This window comes from Acinetobacter genomosp. 15BJ (assembly GCF_000400715.1).
Classification (GTDB): Bacteria; Pseudomonadota; Gammaproteobacteria; order Pseudomonadales; family Moraxellaceae; genus Acinetobacter.
In genome coordinates this window covers 599156-615948 of the sequence record NZ_KE007347.1, presented here as the reverse complement: position 1 = coordinate 615948, position 16793 = coordinate 599156, and the positions used below count along the sequence as shown (strand labels likewise).

The window sequence follows — 16793 nt, the reverse complement described above, 5'->3', positions numbered from 1 at the left end:
GTAAATACTGACTCTAAATATTAAAAAATGCCTGATGATTAAAAATGAGAGAGGAAAATCTCCTCTCTAAGCCAGTCTATTGACAATTGATATCCAGTTTTTCAGCATAATAATCCGTCGATACTTTTAAATCAGACATCAACTTCTCTTTGCTATAGTCCTTAGGTGCGAGCTTTAGTAAAGCTGGAATATACTTTGATTCATATAGATTAGGATAATCTTTGCAAAGTACACGTGTCTGCTCTTGTTTTGGTGTATCTGGATTATCCAAGATGTCCATGTATTCGGAGATTTTATTGTCCACGACTTCAAAACTTTCTTGCGCTTTCTCACTTTTAACTTCAGGCTGCTTGTTACAACCAACAAATAAGATTGAGATTAAGCCTAGAGATAGAATTCTGATTTTCATAACAATGCTGCATACGATAAATTCATAGAAATCCGCCATTGCGGGTCATTTGTTCTAATTTATCATTAAAGTGCGACACCGCAGATATCTTTTGTACCTGTTGGGTAAGAAAAATTTAACTGTGTATGATCAGACAAGAATTCTATGGATATTCCACCAGTACTCACTTCGTGATTTAAATTATTCTATTAAAAAATTAGGCAAAGGATGAAAATAGAAGTGGCTTTTAATTTAAAAACCACTTCCAGTCCAGTTATTAATTATAAATAAATTTCAGGTGGATACGGCGTATCGTCACTAATTGGCGTATACAGTGTATTTTCAACAAAGAATCCGTTCGGTGCCTGTACAGTATCAATCGTCACAGAATCCTGCATCACTTGCGGATAGGCCCAGATAAACTGCTTCATCAGTCCTAAAGAATTATTATTCTTCATATCCCCGAATACACGCTGCCAGATTGGTGTTCGATAAGGCTTGATCTTATCAAATCCATAAAGGTGAGCAATTGAGGAATCAGGAACAAATCCAGCCAAATAAGCCACTTTATCAGCTGGGTAGTTCAAATCTTGTGTTGGAATCTCCGCAACCGCCTGATGCGCCAAGCCTAAACGCGCTTCCAAAATCCAGTCATAGGCTTCCGTCATAAGGTAATCAAAATTCGGATAGCTATAGTGCTCACTTGGATAATTGATATCTGTCGCCAAGGTTTCAATCGGTGTACGAATCGTTGGAAAGAAAATCAATGGACACACTTTTGCTGCTGGATACTTGGCTTTAATCACTGTACGGATATCTCGACACGTCTGTCCTAGTTTGTTGCGTAACCAAGCTTTAAACTCATCATATGGTGTGCCTGTTTTATTTACTGCATCATAAATCGTTCCCAAGTCTGGTGCATACAATCCAGTATCTGCGTTAAATGCCAGTTTAGTCGGATAATCATAAACACAAGGTAAATCCGTACCCTGATTATACCACCACCAAGGTTCACCAATCTGCATGTTTACAGGACAGCCGCCTACAGACATCGTATCAGCAAACTCAATAAACGCTTTATGCAGATAAGCCAAAGCATTTTGATCACAAGGGCTGAAAAAATAACTAGGTGGTTCATAACCGGTACGACCTAAATTACTATTCCAATCTCGTTGTGCCCAAAACTCATTTGCACCTAATGAATACATTTCAAAGCTCACACCAAATACAGGTTGCATCCCTGCGCTTTGTAGGGCTTGCGAGAAGCGCTCATGCCACTTACGTGTACACGGGTTCACAACAGCTTGGTTATTCACCAACGTATCAGGAATTTGCCATTTATTGATATCACTTTTCCACGACATCTCAGGATACTTTGACATGCCACAATAATGATTAATCAAACCGTGATAGCCCAAAGCCTGCATATTATCAACCAATCGCTGTGGATTCAGATCATAATGATCATCGTAGCTGGTACAGATGCCGTAGTCATGTTGCGGAACAGAAACACGCTTGAGTGTAAGTTTGGCATTTGGCCCTGTAGTTACTGAATTCGTTAAACGAATATAGCCATCTTCAGCTTGCACCAATGGTTGAGTAGAGTGTGCATTGTAACTTGAGGTAAAGCCAGACAAAGAAATTCGCTGAATATTGGTGATTGGAAAAGACTCTGTTGCTGAAAATCCTGCTTTGACCGTATTCCAATTGATATGAATATGTGCCGAACGAGATGCTGGCTGATTTGCATAGTTAAACAAGACAATGTAAGCAATCTTGTCCTCACCATTGGCTTTGTATTGCACAGTAAGTGTTGGTGTTAATGTTGGATTATTTAACATTGGCATAGAGGCCGAGAGTTCAATGTCAAAATCCCAAATCACACCGCTGTAATCATATTTGGTTTCATAAGCCAAAAATTTATGATCTTTCGCATCATATGAATCCCAAATGATCCCTGCAAGATCGGTTGTGGTACGTGAGCGAAATGATGCTTCAAAGCCATTCCCATAATTGGTAATTGCAAAAGACATTGTTTGTGGACCATCAATGCGCCAGTACTTTGGACTAAAACGATTAATCATTGAAGTTTGGATGCTAATTGCGGGAGTTGTTTTTAAATTTTTTTGTTTATATTCAAAAGTATTTGTCATTTTTAAATGCTCTCATTAATCACTGAATCTTTATCTTAAGCGATCATGATTTTTTGACTGTTTGCATGAGTAAGGATTGATTAAAAAGTGCGCATTTATTTCGACTTTATGTAAAGACAAAATTAATCAGGGCAATAAAAAAGCTCATCTTGTGACGAGCTTTTTTATTGCAAAAAAACGGATTCTTAGAAATTGTAACGAATACCCACTTTATAAGTGATCCCATCTAGATCTAACACATCAGACGCGGTGCTCTCACAAAAATAACCCGTACATACGTCATCAAAGTTTTCGATATACAACCATTTATATCCAAGCCCTACATAGCCTGCAATATCCTTTTTAAAATAGTGACCTAATTCAAAATCAATCGGCAGAGTTACATAACGCAGTTTAGTATCGTAGTCATCTGCATCAAGCCATGCATAACCAATACCAATGCTTGCATTCGCATAAGTGTTGTTTTGATTATAAAATTTATAGCCACCTTTCACATTGATTTCAGTGCTATGCCAATCTGAACTTTTTTGGTAATTCAATCCAAATGTCGTACTTAAGGTATCCAAGGCTGTAAATGTAACGCCTGTACCAAAGCCATTTAATTTCTCGTGACCATCAATCTCATCCGACTGTAATCTAGAACCATAATATTCGGCAAATATAGAGGTCTGGATTCCGCTACTGGTTTCACTACGATAATCTTGTTCTATAGATTGGACTGTACGCTCTCCAAGCTCTTGAGGTACTCCATAATTGACTTGTAAAGGTGTATCTGCCCACCCATTTACTCCCATGAGATATACTGTTACTCCCATCACCCCGACAAATATTTTTTTCATCCTAATGCCTATTTTTATTTGAATTGAAGAGCTTAGAGAATAATTTATTTTCAATTTTTTAAAAATATTTTTTGTTTAAAGACTATAAATAAAGTCAACAAACCGATATCTGGTCACCTTTGTATCGTTGTAAAACTTTCACACAAAACCATGTTCAGGCCTAAACTCACCTTCTTGTAGCCTCATAGGCACTCCGAATCAAATCTCCAATAGGTTTTATTATCTTCGTTAACTTTATAGTTCAAAATCTTTTATGTTGTATTAATCCACATTCTAATTCATCAATAAAAACATAGTTTTTTTCATAAAACCTATATAGGTAAAAAATGACAAATATTTTTCCATTACGATCATTTTTGTTACTCTACCATTTTATTACTGCAAAAAAACGTCATAATTGTCAATTTTGGGTCGGCTTTTATAATTTCAAAGGATACAAAAAACAATGGATAATTAAAAATTAATCATTGATTAATTTAAATAAAAATAAAAAAATAGAATTAAATTAATGATTATTAACACTTGTCACGAAACATACAAAAAAGGCCAATCGAAATGTAACAGTTAGTTGACTAAAGCTTATTAATTGCATTATAAAATTAGAGTATTTTTCATTTATTTGTGAAATTTAAACCTGAAAGTTGACAAAATAATGATGCAAAATTCAGCATTGCCAATTTCAGAATTATTCTCAGCTCTAACTTATAAATAAAAAGTGGCATGCTGCAAAAAATGAAACATACATTAATGAATACCTATAGCATTTTATTTATTTAATATTCAATTAATTTTAATTTAATAAATCATTAAGCTATTTCCGTATTCTATTAATTATTGAGATACCTTTTATAGGAGAAAAAAAATGTATCAAAAACGGCAAAAAGATGCAGCAATCGACTATATCAAAACTGAAATTGATATGTTAATTGATCTTGACAATTCTGATGAAATCATTAAGAGCAAAAATCATCTTGAAATGACGCTGCTATTATTGGTCAAATTAGAGATATTCGGTTGGGATCAAGCCCAAACTTTAGCTAGAGAACTCAGTGTAACAAGTAGGAGCGCAATCGACTGCTTAGAGCACATGAAAAAAATAGCATAAGCGCAAGCAACTCAGCATCAATAATACATTTCTGTGCAACTAGAATGAAGAAACGCTCAAAATCAATAATGAAAATGAGCGTTTTAATTTTCAAGTGCCACTACTCGAACCTAAATCAAGTTACTTTTAAGTATTTAGTTCATGTATTTTTTGTTATGGAGAAATATCTTTATATAAACGACTAGAGACCCAATTGATAAAGGCCGTTTTATTCTGAAATAAAGGTGTATTAAACAAGTTAAGATCCAATTCAAAATGATCAAAATTCAGTAGCTTATACACCCCACCGCCCAAAGGAATTAAATTAGTATGTGGATATCTAATTGCTTTTAGCGCATTTCTCAAAAATAATGCTTTGATTTGTATGTCACTGTTTTTATAGGATTGATAGCTTTGAGAATTTATGAATAACTCATATTCTCGATCTAAATTTTGAACAATTTGAGAAAAAACCACTTTTATGCTCCTTTATTATTGGAATTATTTTTATACCACATAAAAATAAAAAGCCCATCATTTGATAAGCTTTTATACAATTAAACATAAATTTTATTGGATGCTTAGTTCATCATCTTTAGCAACAATCACGGAAGTGAGCATTGGAACACCAAGAATAATAGGAACCATGATAATCCATAAATCCGTAGTTAACTTATTGGAAAAGAAGAAATGAATAACAAGCGCGACCAAAGCCAATACTGCGAATAAAACACCCATGAATCGAACTGCAAATTTAACAAGCATTTTTTGGTTCCTTATGGTTCTAATACTTATAAACAGTATACGCCTACTCTGTGAGTTACGGCATTTTCTTTTTCTATTGCACTATAAAACTTACTTATATTTTTCTGAAGTTCAAAAAAGCCCAACATGAAGTGGGCTTTCCTTTAACACCAAAATTATTTCGCTTCGTTTAGCCTAACGATAAACTGGCTGCAATTTGAACCTGTAGAAGCATTTGCCAACTGTTTTTCAGCAAACTAAAAGTTTGAAACAACGGACTGATAGTCTTTCTTAAGACTTTTTCCAGTCAATGTATCTAACTGTTTAACTTATTCTATTGTTAACAATTCATTTTCAACCGCTTGATTCATCATGACACACGCCGTAGTCATTGGTTAATTCCACAACCATAAAATGATTGCTTAATTCAGTTTATTCAAGCCACACCATTCAAATGATATGGCTTTTTTGGCATGACATTTCAAACTTTAAAGCGAGAAATCTTTACTATTTTATCTTTAGAATCTTTAGATCAGGTGTTTTTGTCCTATAAGCACATGGTAGAAGATTTTACTCAATGCTAAAAATTACGTATTCAAATTGATTCGTAATTTTATATTGGGTGACAGGTATGATCACAGAAAATCATCAGCTTAAAGCAAGAAAAGTATATTTTGATTTTTCAGAATCCACAGTTTGTTGGATGCCAAACGACCCACTATGTTCACACGTTGCTAACGGAATCAATATGCTTTTACCTGCTGGTGAGTTTTGGTTCTGCCGTGTTTTTAATAAAGCAATCCCTTATGTGACTGATGAAAAGCTAAAACAAGAAGTCATCGGCTTTGTTCGCCAAGAAGCAGCACATGCACGAGCGCATGAAAAAGCCCAAGACTTCCTAAGAGAAAATGGCTATGACATTCAGGATCCACTAAACCGTGCTCACGTTATTTTCAATATTCTTTTAGGTGATAAGCCTTTAGGTATACCTTTTTTAAAAGGTGAAAAACTAGATGAATATTGGTTACTGTTCCGTGTCGGTGTTATTGCTGCCATTGAGCATTTTACTGGAATCATTGGACAATGGACACTCGATAGTAAGTCTTGGGATACAGCGGACCCTGCAATGACAGACCTATTCCGCTGGCATCTTGCTGAAGAAGTGGAACATCGTTGCGTAGCTTATGACCTATTTGAGCATCTACTCACCAATAAATTTGGCTTTTATATTTCAAGACAAGTGATCATGATGGGTGTTTTCCCCTTGTTTATTTACTTCCTTGCAGATTTTGCTCGTAGCCTTGCACAGCAAGATTTAGAGCATAAAGATATCCAAAAATTAATGCGTCGCGGATTCTTTAACTTTATCCGTGAATTTGAAAAAACAGCAACACAGACAGATAATCTGCCAACCATTAAATATTTATGGAAAGCAACTTTACGTTGGGCATCTCCAAAATTTAACCCAGTCCATGAAGGCGATACTGAACAAGCATTGGCATATATGGCCCGCTCACCAGCAGTACAATATTTTGAACAAATGACACAAAACTCAGGCAAGACGCCTGTCGTTAGTTAAATTCTTTGCAATATCTTTCTCATCAGCATCATACTTTGCGATAAAGCACCCTTAACTTGTTTAGGGTGCTTTTCTTCAAGAATCAAGCTTAAACATACATCGGGTAGAAACAATAAATAACAGTCACTTAACAAGGAAATCTGGTTTGTTTTAACTCATTTTTAAGTACTGCATAATTTTTCTGTGCTTCATTTTGAGTAAAATTAAATTCATCTTTTGCCATCACGCTTTCAGCAACACCCTGCATATAACCCTGATACTCTAAATAGTGTTCCATAATTAGCTTATGTAGATTTACTTTACTCTTTTCAACCAAGCATTCTTTTTGCTTTGCCTCTAACTGCTCATTTTTCGACTTTACTTTTCCTCTTAAGCCGTATTCAAATTGAATTTGATCATCTATAGATTTGAAATAAACATCAGATAAATTAACGTAATCATCTTTAAAGTTTTTAGCATCTGCTGTGCGACATATACCGAATAAAAACATAAGTATAACTATAGATATTATTTTCATCACCATTTCTATATATATTAATTTTCACCTATTATAACATCATCTTGAACAAAAAACCGCCTCAAAATAAAACATCAATACGTTTAAAAATACAAAATAAAGTATGAAGAATAACTAAATAAAAACCTAATTTAACACCCCTTTTAAATAACTACACTAAATTATAAGAAAAACTTTCTAATCTAAAAATAACATTAATATTTTGTGCAATAGATTAAGCTATATAATATGGTCTCCCCCATTTCAGCAACAATATCAGCCAAACCCCTCTAACTAACATCAATTGAATGTGCTACCGAATTCTTTTGCTGCTCATCTTCATTTTCTAATTTATCTATTTCATTATCTTTTCTATTCGTTTCTGCCTCTATTATTGGTCATTTGATGCCTCAAAAAAAAAATATTATCAAGAGTATAATTCTTGAGCTCAATCAAAATAACTTCACTCATTTTATAAATTATCTCCTTACTATTTCCATCATCTATCCATCTACTAGTTTTTCTTCGCTTAAAATTGAAGTTTGATCTGTTGTCTGTTTCCTTTCCTATCATTTATTTTCTTTTGCCATCTTCTGGCAGGTTTTCTGATATCCTACAGGGGTGAGCTGAATCGTACTGTATAATTAGAGGAAATGCGGCATGCTGCAATGGTTTGAAAAATTAGTTGATCCCTACCCAACGAAAGACTTAAACAAACCATTACCAACAACTTTTTTTGCTTTCGTTTGGCAATCAACCAAAGGCATCCGCCCTTATCTCTTTATTTTGATTGCATGCACCGCCGCCGCCGCAAGCTTTGAAGCACTATTTTTCTCTTATATAGGTAAATTGGTCGATTGGCTGACCCAAAGCCACCCGAGTACATTCTTAGAAAATAACCAACAAAACCTCACTATCCTGATTAGCATCCTTTTTGCCAATATCTTCTTTGTCAGCCTACAATCTGTAGTGAAACATCAAGTTTTGTTTAGTAATTTCCCAATGCGCATGCGTTGGCGCTTTCATAATTTATTATTACAACAGAGCCTCGACTTCTTCCATACTGACTTCGCAGGGCGTCTTTCTGCCAAGGTCATGCAAACTGCTTTGGCTGTGCGCGAATTCTGGATGATTTTAGGCGATATGCTGGTATATGTACTGATCTACTTCATTACGATTAGTGTGGTATTAGGCTCCATTTCTCCTGTACTGATTATTCCTTTAATGTTGTGGCTGGTTTTTTTCATTGTGATCGCCAGCTATTTTATCCCCCGTTTAGGTAAAATTTCCAAAAAACAAGCAGATTCACGCGCCGTTATGACAGGCCGTATAACGGATGCTTATACCAACATCCAAACTGTAAAACTTTTTGCGCATGCAGGCCGTGAAAGCCAATATGCCAAAGAATCCATGCAAGAGTTTATGGTTACGGTTTATAAGCAAATGCGTTTAGGGGTCAAATACGAAATCAGCATTCGTTTACTCAGTGCATTTTTATATATTGGGGTAATTGGCACTTCAGTTTGGTTATGGACGCAAGGGCAAGCGGCAATTGGGGTGATTGCAGCCACCACGGCGATGGTACTGAAGCTAGACAGTATGGCAGAGTTTTTAATGTGGCATGTCACCATGCTATTTGAGAATGTCGGTACCATTCAGGATGGTATGACCACCCTAGGTAAACAGATCCAGATTCAAGACAAGAAAGATGCGACTGAATTAAAAGTTCAGCATGGTGAAATCCGATTTGAGGATGTTAGCTTTGCTTATAACCAAAAAAATGTCATTGAGCATTTTAACTTAACCATCAAACCTGGTGAAAAAATTGGCGTTGTTGGGCGTTCCGGTGCTGGTAAATCGACACTGATCCAATTACTGCTTCATTTTTACGATATCAACCAAGGTCGTATTCTGATTGATGGTCAAAATATTCATGATGTTACCCAAGACAGCTTACGCGCCAATATTGCATTAGTTACACAAGATACCTCTTTATTACACCGCACAGTTGCTGAAAATATTAAATATGGACGTCCACATGCGACTGAAGCGGAAGTGCAACTTGCGGTTAAAAAAGCCAGAGCAGAAGAATTCATTCCCCAACTGACAGATCAAAAAGGTCGTGTTGGATTTGATGCCTACGTTGGCGAACGCGGTGTGAAGCTCTCTGGTGGACAACGCCAACGGATTGCAATATCTCGTGTTTTCCTCAAAGATGCACCTATTCTTATTTTAGATGAAGCAACCAGTGCATTGGATTCGGAAGTCGAAGCAGCAATTCAAAGTAGTTTAAATGACTTGATGGTTGGCAAAACAGTCATTGCAATTGCACACCGTTTATCTACTATTGCTCAAATGGATCGCCTTATTGTCCTTGATCAAGGTCGAATTGCTGAACAAGGAACACATGAGGAACTGATTGCTAATGATGGCTTGTATGCACAATTATGGAAACGCCAAACAGGTGGTTTTTTAGTTGAACAGCGAGTGACTCAGGACACAGAATAATGTTGTATTTAGAAGACTTAAATATTGGTGATCGTTTTAGCAGCCGCGAATATGAAATGACACTTGAAGAAGTGAAACAATTTGCAGGTCAATACGATCCTCAACCTTTTCACTTGGATGAGCAAACAGCAGCAGAACATCCTATATTTCAAGGATTAGCTGCAAGTGGCTGGCATACTTCTGCGGTGACCATGCGTTTATGGACGGAATGTTTTCCCGTTGCAGGCGGTCTGTTAGGCACTGAATCAAGCTTACGTTGGCCTCGCCCAACCCGTGTTGGCGATAAAATTCACGTAGAGATTGAAATTACTGCAATTGTGCCATCTAGAACCAAAAATGATCGTGGTATCGTCAGCTACGTAACACAAGCTTTGAACCAATTTGGTGATGTGCTATTAATATCGACAACCAAAATTATGGTCTTTAGAAAACCAACTTGAATCTTGAATATTCGGTGACTGTTTTGTCCAACAATTTTTATGATTGATTATTTTTTTTCATGTAAAGATGTTTAAGACTTAAATGTTTAAAAGATATTGGCAAAATTGATGAGCGCCACGGAAAGCACATGAAAACAACCTCAACTCGTCAAGATCAAGGAATACCAGGCGTCTATGGCTTATTGCTATTAGATGTGGTTTCTCGCTGGGGATATAGCGATGAAACATTGTTTGCACCGTTTCACTTAACCAGCGAACAATTGGCTGATCCAAACTATCGAATTCCAACACCGATTGCGAACGAATTGGTGAAACATTCTTTGCGCCTAACGGGTGAAAGCACACTTGGCTTTCATCTAGGTACGCAGATGCGTATCTCCATTCATGGTTTTATTGGCTATGCCATCATGACGGCGCATGACATTACCGATGCTATTGCACTGGCAAGCCGTTTCATTCAGTTACGCCTTCCCTTTTTACAGCTATATTTCTCTACTTTCGGCCCTAAAGCAACTTTACAACTACAATGTGATATTGAAGTTGAGCCATTACGCACTGAAATCATTTTAGGTTTAACCATTGGTATTATGACCATGGCCAAAGCCTTAACCGGAATTGATGACCTCAACGGTGAGGTTGATTTGGACTTTGCGGAACCTGCTGGTTTTGAAAAATATAAAGATCGATTAACCAGTACAGTACGTTTTAATCAGCCTCATCTGATTTCAAGCTTCGATAAAAAATATCTTGGCTTAAAAATGGTCAATGCAGATCCAATTGCCAGCCAGATTGCTATTAACCAATGTGAAACCGAACTCTCTGCACTAGGTGAACGTCGTCGTTTAGCAATGCGGGTTCGTGATATTTTAACCAATTCAGAACAGCACTATCTGAGTATTGAAAGTGTGGCTGAACGTTTACACATGTCAGATCGCACCTTGAAACGCCAATTGGCTGCGGAAGGTACATCCTTCTCTACGCTCGTGGATGAAGTTCGTTATCGTCATGCAACCTCTTTGCTTTCTCGAACAGATTATAGTTTGGAGCAAATTGCTGATGAACTCGGTTATTCTGATGTCGCGAATTTCAGCCGGGCATTTAAACGTTGGAGTGGTCGTAGCCCGAGTAACTGGCGTAAAGACCCTTACTTATAAGTTCACGAAAGCTTTTGTTTTTATTGAAAAGCATGTATAAACCAAATAAAAATGATACGACAGATTGTTAAGGAGTTGTCATGAATCATCCAGCAGAATTGAAATATGCACGTACGCATGAGTGGGTAAGAATTGAGGGTGACCTCGTTGTAACAGGGATTACTGACCATGCACAAGATGAGTTGGGTGATTTAGTGTATGTGGAAACACCTGAAGTGGGTAGCCATGTCACAGCAACCGAACAAGCAGGCATTGTTGAGTCAGTTAAAACAGCCTCTGATATTCACGCACCTGTGTCTGGAACAGTGGTTGAAGTGAATACTGACCTTGAAGATGATCCTGACTTTGTCAATGACGAGCCTTATGGTAAGGGTTGGATCTATAAGATTAAGCCAGACAATATGGCTGATGTTGAAAAATTGCTTTCAAATAGCGAATACGAATCAGGTTTATAATTTTTATAAATCAGACCGACCTATTTGGATTGGTATATTGAAAAACCGAGTTGAAGTCTAACTCGGTTTTTTATTTCCTATAACATTGATTATTTCACTAAAAGCCAAGCATCCTGCCAGTTCGAGCCTGTGCTCGGTACGTATTGATGCGCTTGAATGGTACACCAACCACTATAAGGAAAAGGCTTACACTGATATATACGTCCATCACTGCCCAATACTTTTGTGCCTGCTTTATATGTAGCAATACTCTTAGGATAAACAAAATCATAAGAACCACCACCACTGATCGGGGCACGCTCAATTTTGATTTCAACACGTTGAATACCACTATTTAAACTACTAAATACATCATTTTTCCCATTTACAGGCACAATATCAGCATTGGTATTTTTTATGCCTGCGCGTAAGGCACTGTGTTCTCGATTAATCGCCTCTGCTAATAAGCGAGGCCAAACATTTCGATTACCTGTGGCAGTACTGGTGATCAGCAACTCTGTTTTTAAACTTGGATTTTCACCATTCGTATCAAAAACACGTGTCGATACCCGATCATTTACAGATAGGTCATCAAGCGGATTAATATCACCAATATCATTCCAGCTTTGAACTGGTTTTGGTGGTTGTGGATCGACTGGTGTTGTTGGGTTACCTGAACCGACATTTACATCAATGACATTATAAAAGGCATTACTGGTATCACCGATATCCCAAACCGCTAGAATGACATGATAACCACTTCGATCAGCGGGCACATGACAGCGATGTGTTTCCACACTGGCAGGTTTCTGATATTTACCATCAACAGTACAAAAAGGATTTAGATCGAACGAACTACGTGCCAAGGGAGCTGAAGGATTCCACCCCTGTTTAGTGATGAAATAACGCCAGCCTTGAGTTACATGCTGTGCCGTAAATTGCCAAGTAAAGTCATTTGCACCTGTGGGCAAATTTGTTTTAACCCATCGTGTCGGTGATTGTGCATTCAATTCTGAAAATTGACTCAAATTTGCATTGGCAATTTGACCATCAGGTGGTCCAGACTGCGGAAAACCTTTCGGAGCTTCTAAACTTTGCGGCTCCCAAACAATGCTGCCACATTGAGTATTCTTATTTAACTTACAAGCATAGGCTCGAGATTCTGGTTTAAGTACATAGCCATGTGCAAAAACCAATGAAGGTACAATAGGCAGTACCAATATTCCAATCGAGATTAAACTGCGTCTAATAAAGTGATGCATCATCATTATTCTACCTTTGTCATTTCAGTTATTTATTGTTGTTAAGCATTAGTGTTCTTAAGACACCTCTTAGACCATAGGTGAGCCGCCTAGACAAGACAACCACCTACTCTGTAATGATCTGTAATATGTGAGTTGACTTGATCACAGGAATAAAAGCTTATGATGACCCGATCAAATTATTGCACAAATCCATTATTTCTCAGTGCAATCAAAAAAAGCCCAATTCGATTTGAACTGGGCTTTTTTCACAACTTAATCCTTAGGACTTAAGCGACATAATCCACTTGAATACCATCTACCTCTGAAACCAAGTTTTCAAAAGAGAAAATCTCATCCAGTTGAGCCTGAGTCAGCAGACCACGCTCTAAAACGACCTCTTGAATGGTTTTATTTTCAGCAATACATTGTTTACCGATTTCATCGCACAATGCATGGCCCAATAGTGGATCAAGCAGCGTAATAATCCCGACACTACGCATCACTGCTTCATGGCAAGCTTGTTCATTTGCTTTGATGCCACGTACACATTTTTCATCTAGGCTTTGAATTGCATGTGTAAGCAATTCAATTGATTCATTCAATGAAATTGCAATAACAGGTTCCATCACATTGAGTTGTAATTGCCCCGCTTCTGCCGCAAAGGTAATGGTTAAATCGTTACCAATCACTTTAAATGCAATCTGATTAACCACTTCAGGAATCACAGGGTTTACTTTTGCAGGCATGATCGAAGAACCTGCTTGCAACTCAGGCAATTGAATTTCGCCTAAACCTGTCCGCGGCCCTGAACTAAGCAAACGCAAGTCATTGCTAATTTTGGAGAGTTTACATGCAAGGCGTTTCAATGTACTGGATAAGATGATGAATACACCGCAATCACTCGTCGCTTCAACATAATCTTCTGCACCAACCAAATTTAAACCCGTGATGTCTTTTAAACAGGAAACCGCTTTAATGGCATAACCTTTTGGTGTATTCACACCTGTTCCAATCGCAGTCGCGCCCAGATTCACTTCAAGTAACATTTCTCGGGTACGCTTGATCAAACGTATATCTTCTTTTAATAAGGTCGCAAAAGCACGGAACTCTTGACCCAATGTCATAGGAACTGCATCTTGCAGCTGAGTACGCCCCATCTTTAATACATAGCGGAATTCAATTGCTTTATTTTCAAATGACGTGATTAACTTGTCCATCTGCGTGAATAAAGCATCCAAAGAACAGTAAGTTGATAGACGGATCGCTGTTGGATAGACATCATTGGTAGACTGAGATTTATTGACATGGTCATTCGGATGGATCACCTCATATTTCCCTTTTTGATGGCCTAATGACTCAAGTGCAATGTTGGCAATCACTTCATTAGTATTCATATTAATTGAAGTGCCTGCTCCACCTTGATAAACATCAATTGGAAATGAGTCTTGCCATTTTTCTGCTTCATTGATTAAAGCATCACATGCGTGTTGAATCACCAAGCTTTGTGTTTCAGTGAGTTTACCAAAACTTAAGTTCGCTTGTGCCGAGGCTTTTTTTACCTGTGCTAAAGCACGAATAAAATAGCTATTTTGTCCAACCTTTTGTGAAGAAATCCTAAAATTTTCAATGGCGCGTAAAGTATGAATTCCATAATAACAATCTGCTGGAACTTCTTTCGCACCGAGCAAATCATGCTCTATTCTTATCGTTGCCGTTTGAACCGTTTCCACTTCCATTTCTCTCAGACAATGCACCCTTATAGTGCAATAAACTAATATGAGAGATTCAACGCAATTTTTCATTAGCAAAAGCGCTTAACATTATATTTTTTTATAATCAAATTTCGCTGAATTGTTGCCAGTGTAACATTATGTGTCATAAATTCTGCTTAGTTTTTAGCTCAAAAATCTTAATCTACAGATGTACATTTTATAAATTGTAACTTTTAAATACATTTTGAGGTTTTTTTGAGCACAAGAACCTTGTCTTTTGATGGAAAAAAAACCTATTTTTTAGATTAAAAAATTAATATTCATATACTTATTTTAAATTACACAAAATAAACAATAATAATACACAAACATAACAGTGTTTTAAAAATCATTTGTGCTTGAATCTGTGACCTTATCAATCCCAAGAATAGTAAATCATTTTTTTGGCTATTCAGGTGTGATTGCAAATTATGGATATGTAAGGACAGGCATCCATTATGAATTTTTCTAATCCCACAGTTGTTGTATTCGTGGTATATATCCTGGCCATGCTTGGCATCGGTTTATACGCCTATTTTTCTACCAAAAACCTTGACGATTATATTCTTGGAGGCCGAAGTCTAGGCAGTTTTGTAACCGCTTTATCTGCGGGCGCATCAGACATGAGTGGTTGGTTACTCATGGGTTTACCTGGCGCTATTTACTTAACTGGCTTATCTGAATCGTGGATTGCCATCGGTTTAATTATTGGTGCATGGCTAAACTGGTATTTGGTCGCAGGACGTTTACGTGTACATACTGAAGTACAAAACAATGCCCTCACCTTACCGGATTATTTTACTGGCCGTTTTGACGATCAGAAGAAAATCTTACGCGTCACATCTGCATTGATTATTCTTGTATTCTTTGCAATCTATTGTGCTTCTGGCATGGTCGCTGGTGCACGTTTGTTTGAAACGCTATTTCATTTGCCTTATCAAACTGCATTATGGCTAGGTGCATTTGCAACGATTGGTTATGTTTGTATTGGTGGTTTCCTTGCAATTAGCTGGACCGACACCTTCCAAGCAGGCTTGATGATTTTCGCGTTATTACTGCTTCCTATCGTAACGTACATGTCTCTAGGCATTGGTATGGAAGAGTTTACCGCAGTGGTTGAATCTGTTCGCCCACACGCTTTTGATTTTGCGACAAACTTAAGTGTTGTTGCGATTCTTTCAGCAGCAGCTTGGGGTTTAGGCTATTTCGGTCAACCTCATATCCTTGTCCGCTTCATGGCAGCTGACTCTGTAAAATCAATTCCAGCAGCTCGCCGTATCGGTATGACATGGATGGTTTTATGTTTGGCAGGTGCAGTCGGTTCAGGCTTTATCGGTATTGCTTATTTCCAAATGCATCCTGAGTTTGCTGCTGCAGTAACGGCTAACCCTGAAACTGTATTTATGGAACTCACCAAAATCCTATTCAACCCTTGGGTTGTTGGTGTGATCCTTGCTGCAATTCTATCTGCAGTTATGAGTACACTAAGCTGCCAGCTTCTGGTTTGTTCTAGTGCTTTGACAGAAGATTTGTACAAAGGCTTTATCCGCAAAAATGCATCTCAAAAAGAACTTGTTTGGATTGGACGTGGAATGGTACTTGCTGTTGCAATGCTTGCCCTCTCTCTTGCTCAAAATCCAGAGAGTAAAGTTCTTGGCTTAGTTGCTTATGCTTGGGCTGGTTTTGGTGCGGCATTTGGCCCATTGATTATTCTTTCATTGTTCTGGAAACGTATGACGTTAAACGGTGCATTGGTGGGTATGGTTGTTGGTGCTTTGACTGTAATCCTATGGAAAAACTTCTTCGGTTACACTGGCATCTATGAAATTATTCCTGGCTTCATTTTTGCCTTGATCAGTATTGTGGTGGTGAGCTTACTTGGTAAAGCACCAAATGCAGCGGTGACAAGTCGCTTCGAACAAGCTGATGAAATCTATGCACGTGAAATGAAATAATTCTGATAAAAATTCAAGGGGCTT

15 protein-coding genes and 1 pseudogene are annotated in these 16793 nt (G+C 37.4%); 7 read left to right on the top strand and 9 right to left on the bottom strand.

Features of this window, described 5'->3' with window-relative positions:
• Positions 1 to 76 precede the first annotated feature (76 nt).
• From F896_RS11125 to F896_RS11135, 3 genes are all read right to left on the bottom strand, one after another.
• Positions 77 to 409, bottom strand: a complete 333-nt coding sequence (locus F896_RS11125) for a hypothetical protein (protein ID WP_032882365.1) — start codon at positions 407 to 409, stop codon at positions 77 to 79.
• A gap of 260 nt (positions 410 to 669) precedes the next feature.
• The gene (locus tag F896_RS11130; RefSeq protein ID WP_016163467.1) at positions 670 to 2541 is read right to left on the bottom strand and encodes a non-contractile tail sheath protein; all 1872 of its coding nucleotides are present in this window, start codon (positions 2539 to 2541) and stop codon (positions 670 to 672) included.
• Between the two features lie 185 nt (positions 2542 to 2726).
• Positions 2727 to 3380 carry a hypothetical protein gene (locus F896_RS11135; protein WP_016163466.1) on the bottom strand — a complete coding sequence of 218 codons (654 nt, stop codon included), beginning with the start codon at positions 3378 to 3380 and terminating at the stop codon, positions 2727 to 2729.
• Between the two features lie 862 nt (positions 3381 to 4242).
• Here F896_RS11135 and F896_RS11140 point away from each other — a divergent pair.
• On the top strand, positions 4243 to 4485 hold the full coding sequence (locus tag F896_RS11140; protein WP_016163465.1) for a hypothetical protein: 243 nt from the start codon (positions 4243 to 4245) through the stop codon (positions 4483 to 4485).
• A gap of 153 nt (positions 4486 to 4638) precedes the next feature.
• Here the strand turns inward: F896_RS11140 and F896_RS11145 are convergent, their stop codons facing one another.
• From F896_RS11145 to F896_RS21215, 3 genes and pseudogenes are all read right to left on the bottom strand, one after another.
• Positions 4639 to 4941 carry a hypothetical protein gene (locus F896_RS11145; protein WP_016163464.1) on the bottom strand — a complete coding sequence of 101 codons (303 nt, stop codon included), beginning with the start codon at positions 4939 to 4941 and terminating at the stop codon, positions 4639 to 4641.
• Between the two features lie 93 nt (positions 4942 to 5034).
• A complete protein-coding gene (locus tag F896_RS11150; protein ID WP_016163463.1) occupies positions 5035 to 5229 on the bottom strand; it encodes a hypothetical protein in 195 nt (64 codons plus the stop codon).
• A 155-nt stretch (positions 5230 to 5384) separates the two neighbouring features.
• A pseudogene (locus F896_RS21215) lies at positions 5385 to 5600 on the bottom strand (hypothetical protein); the annotation flags it as partial.
• A gap of 239 nt (positions 5601 to 5839) precedes the next feature.
• Between F896_RS21215 and F896_RS11155 the strand changes: the two are divergent.
• Positions 5840 to 6787, top strand: a complete 948-nt coding sequence (locus F896_RS11155) for a metal-dependent hydrolase (protein WP_032882175.1) — start codon at positions 5840 to 5842, stop codon at positions 6785 to 6787.
• 127 nt (positions 6788 to 6914) lie between these two features.
• Here the strand turns inward: F896_RS11155 and F896_RS11160 are convergent, their stop codons facing one another.
• Entirely contained in the window at positions 6915 to 7277 is a 363-nt protein-coding gene (locus F896_RS11160; protein ID WP_016163461.1) for a hypothetical protein, read from the bottom strand.
• Between the two features lie 666 nt (positions 7278 to 7943).
• Between F896_RS11160 and F896_RS11165 the strand changes: the two genes are divergently transcribed.
• From F896_RS11165 to gcvH, 4 genes are all read left to right on the top strand, one after another.
• On the top strand, positions 7944 to 9791 hold the full coding sequence (locus F896_RS11165) for an ABC transporter ATP-binding protein (protein ID WP_016163460.1): 1848 nt from the start codon (positions 7944 to 7946) through the stop codon (positions 9789 to 9791).
• Positions 9791 to 10231, top strand: a complete 441-nt coding sequence (locus F896_RS11170) for a MaoC family dehydratase (RefSeq protein ID WP_016163459.1) — start codon at positions 9791 to 9793, stop codon at positions 10229 to 10231. The genes F896_RS11165 and F896_RS11170 overlap by 1 nt, the downstream gene beginning before the upstream one ends.
• A 128-nt stretch (positions 10232 to 10359) precedes the next feature.
• A complete protein-coding gene (locus F896_RS11175; protein WP_016163458.1) occupies positions 10360 to 11385 on the top strand; it encodes an AraC family transcriptional regulator in 1026 nt (341 codons plus the stop codon).
• A gap of 80 nt (positions 11386 to 11465) precedes the next feature.
• On the top strand, positions 11466 to 11840 hold the full coding sequence (gene gcvH, locus F896_RS11180; RefSeq protein WP_005211933.1) for a glycine cleavage system protein GcvH: 375 nt from the start codon (positions 11466 to 11468) through the stop codon (positions 11838 to 11840).
• 89 nt (positions 11841 to 11929) lie between these two features.
• Here the strand turns inward: gcvH and F896_RS11185 are convergent, their stop codons facing one another.
• Positions 11930 to 13087: a lytic polysaccharide monooxygenase gene (locus tag F896_RS11185; protein WP_016163457.1), complete on the bottom strand. Its 1158-nt coding sequence runs from the start codon at positions 13085 to 13087 to the stop codon at positions 11930 to 11932.
• Between the two features lie 263 nt (positions 13088 to 13350).
• Entirely contained in the window at positions 13351 to 14799 is a 1449-nt protein-coding gene (gene aspA / locus F896_RS11190; RefSeq protein ID WP_016163456.1) for an aspartate ammonia-lyase, read from the bottom strand.
• A 473-nt stretch (positions 14800 to 15272) separates the two neighbouring features.
• Here aspA and putP point away from each other — a divergent pair, with 473 nt between their 5' ends.
• Positions 15273 to 16769: a sodium/proline symporter PutP gene (gene putP / locus F896_RS11195; protein WP_016163455.1), complete on the top strand. Its 1497-nt coding sequence runs from the start codon at positions 15273 to 15275 to the stop codon at positions 16767 to 16769.
• Positions 16770 to 16793: the final 24 nt, after the last annotated feature.

What these genes read in the sequence shown, in the direction of transcription:
- F896_RS11125 (WP_032882365.1), bottom strand. Translation starts at nt 409, where the DNA reads ATGAAAATCAGAATTCTATCTCTAGGCTTAATCTCAATCTTATTTGTT.
- F896_RS11130 (WP_016163467.1), bottom strand. Translation starts at nt 2,541, where the DNA reads ATGACAAATACTTTTGAATATAAACAAAAAAATTTAAAAACAACTCCC.
- F896_RS11135 (WP_016163466.1), bottom strand. Translation starts at nt 3,380, where the DNA reads ATGAAAAAAATATTTGTCGGGGTGATGGGAGTAACAGTATATCTCATG.
- F896_RS11140 (WP_016163465.1), top strand. Translation starts at nt 4,243, where the DNA reads ATGTATCAAAAACGGCAAAAAGATGCAGCAATCGACTATATCAAAACT.
- F896_RS11150 (WP_016163463.1), bottom strand. Translation starts at nt 5,229, where the DNA reads ATGCTTGTTAAATTTGCAGTTCGATTCATGGGTGTTTTATTCGCAGTA.
- F896_RS11155 (WP_032882175.1), top strand. Translation starts at nt 5,840, where the DNA reads ATGATCACAGAAAATCATCAGCTTAAAGCAAGAAAAGTATATTTTGAT.
- F896_RS11160 (WP_016163461.1), bottom strand. Translation starts at nt 7,277, where the DNA reads ATGTTTTTATTCGGTATATGTCGCACAGCAGATGCTAAAAACTTTAAA.
- F896_RS11165 (WP_016163460.1), top strand. Translation starts at nt 7,944, where the DNA reads ATGCTGCAATGGTTTGAAAAATTAGTTGATCCCTACCCAACGAAAGAC.
- F896_RS11170 (WP_016163459.1), top strand. Translation starts at nt 9,791, where the DNA reads ATGTTGTATTTAGAAGACTTAAATATTGGTGATCGTTTTAGCAGCCGC.
- F896_RS11175 (WP_016163458.1), top strand. Translation starts at nt 10,360, where the DNA reads ATGAAAACAACCTCAACTCGTCAAGATCAAGGAATACCAGGCGTCTAT.
- gcvH (WP_005211933.1), top strand. Translation starts at nt 11,466, where the DNA reads ATGAATCATCCAGCAGAATTGAAATATGCACGTACGCATGAGTGGGTA.
- F896_RS11185 (WP_016163457.1), bottom strand. Translation starts at nt 13,087, where the DNA reads ATGATGATGCATCACTTTATTAGACGCAGTTTAATCTCGATTGGAATA.
- aspA (WP_016163456.1), bottom strand. Translation starts at nt 14,799, where the DNA reads ATGGAAGTGGAAACGGTTCAAACGGCAACGATAAGAATAGAGCATGAT.
- putP (WP_016163455.1), top strand. Translation starts at nt 15,273, where the DNA reads ATGAATTTTTCTAATCCCACAGTTGTTGTATTCGTGGTATATATCCTG.